This window comes from Aquabacterium sp., from assembly GCF_004297345.1.
In the GTDB taxonomy this organism is placed as follows: domain Bacteria; phylum Pseudomonadota; class Gammaproteobacteria; order Burkholderiales; family Burkholderiaceae_C; genus Aquabacterium.
In genome coordinates this window covers 1-3,397 of the sequence record NZ_SCTN01000540.1, presented here as the reverse complement: position 1 = coordinate 3,397, position 3,397 = coordinate 1, and the positions used below count along the sequence as shown (strand labels likewise).

At 61.7% G+C, this 3,397-nt stretch carries 4 protein-coding genes; 3 read left to right on the top strand and 1 reads right to left on the bottom strand.

What is annotated here, in order from left to right:
• Window positions 1-645: NAD(P)-dependent oxidoreductase (locus tag EPO09_RS20940; protein WP_290646322.1), on the bottom strand; the 645-nt coding region annotated here is incomplete at its 3' end.
• A gap of 104 nt (window positions 646-749) precedes the next feature.
• Here EPO09_RS20940 and EPO09_RS20935 point away from each other — a divergent pair.
• The 3 genes from EPO09_RS20935 to EPO09_RS20925 form a co-directional block, all read left to right on the top strand.
• On the top strand, window positions 750-1,670 hold the full coding sequence (locus tag EPO09_RS20935) for a LysR family transcriptional regulator (RefSeq protein ID WP_290646320.1): 921 nt from the start codon (window positions 750-752) through the stop codon (window positions 1,668-1,670).
• Window positions 1,645-2,022 (top strand): thioredoxin family protein, encoded by a 378-nt coding sequence (locus EPO09_RS20930; RefSeq protein ID WP_290646318.1) that lies wholly within the window; start codon window positions 1,645-1,647, stop codon window positions 2,020-2,022. Before EPO09_RS20935 ends, EPO09_RS20930 begins: the two co-directional genes overlap by 26 nt.
• A gap of 246 nt (window positions 2,023-2,268) precedes the next feature.
• Window positions 2,269-3,397, top strand: a 1,129-nt coding sequence (locus EPO09_RS20925) for a hypothetical protein (RefSeq protein ID WP_290646316.1), incomplete at its 3' end; no start/stop codon positions are given.

Below are 3,397 nucleotides of genomic sequence, written 5' to 3'. Positions count from 1 at the left end.
ATAGCCCACGGTGAAGCGACGGCGCAGGTGCTGCGGCGCCTCGATCTCGTTGACGATGGCCACGGCCAGATCGGCACTGGTGATCTCGGCGGGGGCATCGCCCTTGGCGTTCATCAGCAACTCGTCACCACCGACGCGGAAATGGCCGGTGCGTTCACCAGGGTGCAGCATCGCGGGCGGTGACAGGAAGGTCCAGGCCAGGTCCTGCTCGTTTTGCAGCCACTTGAGTGCATCGCGTGCGGCCGTGGCGCCAACCTTCCATTGCTCGGGGAAGCTGGGTGTGTCCACCAGTTGCACACCTGGCGCGACATAAAGGCTGCCAGCCCCGCCAACCACCAGCAAGCGTTCGACATCAGCTGCCTTGACGCCGGCCGTGATGGCCTTGCTGCCCGCCAGAAAGTCGTCGTACAGATGAGGGTTGGTCCAGCCTGCGTTGAAGGCGCTGATCACGGCATCGTGGCCTTTTACGGCATGCGCGACCTCGCTGGCGCGTTGAACGTCTGCCTGCACCACGGTCAAGCCGGGCTGTGCGGGAACCTTGTCTGGCTGGCGCGCCAGCGCGGTGACCTGGTGACCGCGTTGCAGCAATTCAGCCAGGATGGCAGAGCCGATGAAGCCGGTGGCGCCGATGAGTGCGATGTTCATGGTGGTGTCCTTTTCAGAAGATTGGATGCGATGCCTGAACAATACGGCCTTCACAATTTGCCGTGAAGTCATCAAAATGCGTAATCATTGTTTAGAAAAACTTCATGTTTGATCAGCTCAAACGCATGGCCACCTTGGTTGCGGTGGTGGAGCAGGGATCGTTCGGGGCCGCAGCGCGTTCCTTGGGCACCACCACCTCGGCCGTCAGCCAGCAGATCAGGGCCTTGGAGCAGGCCCTGGGTGTGGCGCTGCTATCTCGCACGACACGGCAGCTGAGCCTGACCACGGCGGGCACGGTGTTCCACCGTGAGTGCCTGGCCATGGTGGAGGCCGCTCGCCGAGCCGATCAGGCCTTGCAGGCCATGAAAGACGAGCCTGTGGGTGAGTTGCGCATGACGGCGCCCGCTGGTTTTGTGCCCCATCTCAGCCGCGGGCTGGCGCCTTTGCTGTTGCGTCACGCTGGCTTGAAACTGCATCTGCATGCCGAGGACGCCATGAGCGACCTGGTCGGGCAACGCATCGACCTGGCCTTGCGATTTGGCCGCCTGCCCGACAGCAACTGGATCGCGCGCCGCCTGGGCAGCGTGGCCATGTTGCTGTGCGCATCGCCGGCTTACCTGGCCCGCTGCGGCCAGCCTTTGCACCCTGATGAGGTTGGCGCCCATGCGTTTGTGGCCTTGGACACGGGCCCGGCGGCGCAAGGTGTCGCAGTGCAATATCAAGGCAAGGGGCCGGTTCATCACATTGGCTGGCCTGTGCGTGTCAGCGGCAACAACCAGTCCTGGGTGCAGCAGATGTGCGAAGCGGGGTTGGGCGTGGCGCTGCTGGCCGAATGGGATGTGCGTGAGGCCCTGCAGACAGGCGCGCTGGTGCGCGTGTTGCCGGCCTGGTCTGCCCCGACGCTCGACGTTTACGCTGTCGTGCAGCCTCGCAGTGCGCGCACGCCCAAGGTTCGGGTGGTGATCGAGATGCTGGCCGGGCTGGTGACACAATCGGGGCATGTCCATGTCCATGCCCATTCTTGATGTCGTGTGTCTGTGCGCCGCCTGGTGCGGCACCTGTCGCGAGTACGAGGCAACTTTTGCCCAGTTGCAGCAAGCCTTGCCGCAGCACCGCTACCGCTGGATCGACATCGAAGATGAAGCCGATTTCGTGGGCGACGTCGACGTCGAAACCTTCCCGACGCTGCTGGTGGCCTGGCAGGGGCAAGTGATGTTTGCTGGGCCTGTCTTACCCCGGCTTGGTGACGCACAGCGGTTGATCGAGGTGCAGCAGCATCAGGCGGAGCGAGGCTTGGTGCCTGGTGCATCCTTGCTGAATCTGCCTGGCGATCAGCTTGAGGCATTTGAGGTGCTGGCGTCGAAAATGATGCGGTGACCTGACTCGTGTTCATCGCATTAACCAAGTGCACGTTAAGGGCTTCCTGCGATTTGTCCTGATTCCCCTTGTCAGGAACGGCGTGCGGCACCTGACTGGTGCAAATCGACTTGAAAGACTCCCAAGCATTAGGGGGATCTGACGGCTCCCTAGATTGAAGGATGGAGCGCCATGGGCTGTGTTCGAACAATGGACACGCTTTTGCCCCTTCATGCCCCTTCATATCTCTACGAGAGGGAGTCCATCATGCCTGTTTCCACATCTGCCATGCACGTGGCGCATCGTCTTCGCTTGAGCGCCTGTGCTCTGGCTTGTTCTGCGTTGCTGGCCGCCTGTACAGGCGATGCAGATTCGCCGGTTGGTGCCACGCCTTCTTCCGATGGCGGGCCGGTGTCGACGACTGGTATTTCAGGCAAGGCCTATCTGGGCCCGTTGATCGGGGCAACGGCTGCGCTCTACAACGTGAAGGCTGATGGCAGCAATGACGGCGACGCCATCGAGACGGTGAGCACGACCGAAGCCGGTTTTGTCTTCACCAAGTCGCCTGCAGATGTGGGCCGTATCTGCGTGACGGGGGGTACTTACATTGATGAGGCCACGCAGTCTACCCAGACCAATACCTTGACGATGTGCGCTATTTTCAAAGGAGCGCCAGGCAAGGTTTTCGTGACCCCGGTCAGTACCTTTGTGGATCAGGCCACGTGGGGGTACATCAAGGCGCATCCGGGCACCACGCTCGACGCAGCCATGCTGGCATCCAATACCTTGATCAAAGGGACCTACAACCTCTCGCTGGACCCATTCACGATCGAGCCCTCGTTTGTGGCGGCCGACGCGACCAATGCCCCCGATGCCTATCGCATGGGTGTGATCCTGGGCGGGTATTCGCAATTGCTGCTGGATTACTTTCAGCGCTGTAGCGGTGATCGTCATGCCGTGTTGGCCGCGCTGTTCCAGGACATCATCGACAGTGTGTTTGACGCCCGTGTACCCGATACGACGGGGGCGACGACGGTTGCCAAGCTCAGTTGCAATGGCGTGGCGGGCAACTTGCCGGTCGGTGCTGGCACGGCTGACCTGATCACCGCGCTCACGGAGTTTGCGGGCACGACCGTGGGCACCACCATGGACGTGAACGGGCAGCGCACCTTGGTGGATGCGGTCAAAGCCAATGTGATTGGCGGGCCTGCCGCGCCGTCCCAAATCAAGACCTTGCCCAGCCAGGGCCTGATTGCGATCGATACGCGCAGCAACGTGGGCTACGTACCCATCTATACAAAAGATGCAAGCGGCAACGCGCAGATCGCTGTGGTGGATCTGACTGTCGGGGCTGCCAATCCGGTAGTCAAGACCATTGGCCTGGATGGTGCGACCA